Origin of the sequence: Roseinatronobacter alkalisoli, assembly GCF_028745735.1 — a bacterium.
Classification (GTDB): domain Bacteria; phylum Pseudomonadota; class Alphaproteobacteria; order Rhodobacterales; family Rhodobacteraceae; genus Roseinatronobacter; species Roseinatronobacter alkalisoli.
The window spans coordinates 1-860 of the sequence record NZ_JAQZSM010000127.1; the positions used below are offsets into that span (position 1 = coordinate 1).

1 protein-coding gene is annotated in these 860 nt (G+C 57.2%); it reads left to right on the forward strand.

Annotated elements, in window-relative coordinates; all coding sequences use genetic code 11:
• Positions 1–860 (forward strand): LysR substrate-binding domain-containing protein (locus PUT78_RS23675; RefSeq protein WP_274354662.1); only part of this gene is annotated, 860 nt, incomplete at both ends.

Consider the following 860-nt stretch of genomic DNA (forward strand, 5'->3'; position numbering starts at 1 on the left):
CGGCACAACAGCCTGACATTGGCCGCCGACGAACTGAATGTCAGTCAGGTCGCCGTCAGCAGACAGGTGCGTGTGCTGGAAGACTACATGGGCGTCACATTGTTCCGGCGCCTGAATCGCGGCCTGGAACTGACACGCGAAGGCGACCTTCTGTACAAAGGCGTGGCCAAAGCATTTCAGGACATAGAGGATGCCACAAAGCATGTTTCGCGCAGAGGGCAGCGCAACATTCTGGCAATTCAGTCCTATGTGACGTTTTCGCAAGGGTGGCTGATGCCACGGCTGAACAAGTTTCACAGCGCCCACCCGCGTATTGAAATACGCTTGTCGTCGGCAGCAGAAGCGGCAGATTTTGATACCGACAATCTTGACGCTGCCATTCGTGGCGGCGAAGGAAACTGGCCCGGCCTGCATGCGGAAAAGCTGGCCGATATGGAACTTGTCCCAGTGTGCTCGCCCAGCTTTCTGGCCGCCAACCCGCTTCGGCAGATCAGCGACTTGTCGAAGGTCAGACTGCTGTTTTCGATGGCCCGCCCCCGTGATTGGCTGCGATGGCTGGACTCTGTCAATGCGGGATTCACGCCAGGAAACCGGCTTCTCTTTGAAAACAGCTCGCTCGCTTATGACGGGGCCTTGATGGATCTTGGGGTCGCAATCGCCAACCGCCACTTCGTGCAGCGCAGGTTGAAACTCGGGACATTGGTGGCCCCGTTTGAGCAAGGCTGTGGAACGGGCGAAAGCTATTATCTGACATGGCCCAAAGGCACGCCACCTTCCCCGCCATTGCTGAAGTTTCTGGACTGGATCCGCAGCGAGATATCAGAAGTTGATGATCAACCATCGACAGGCGACACGACGCT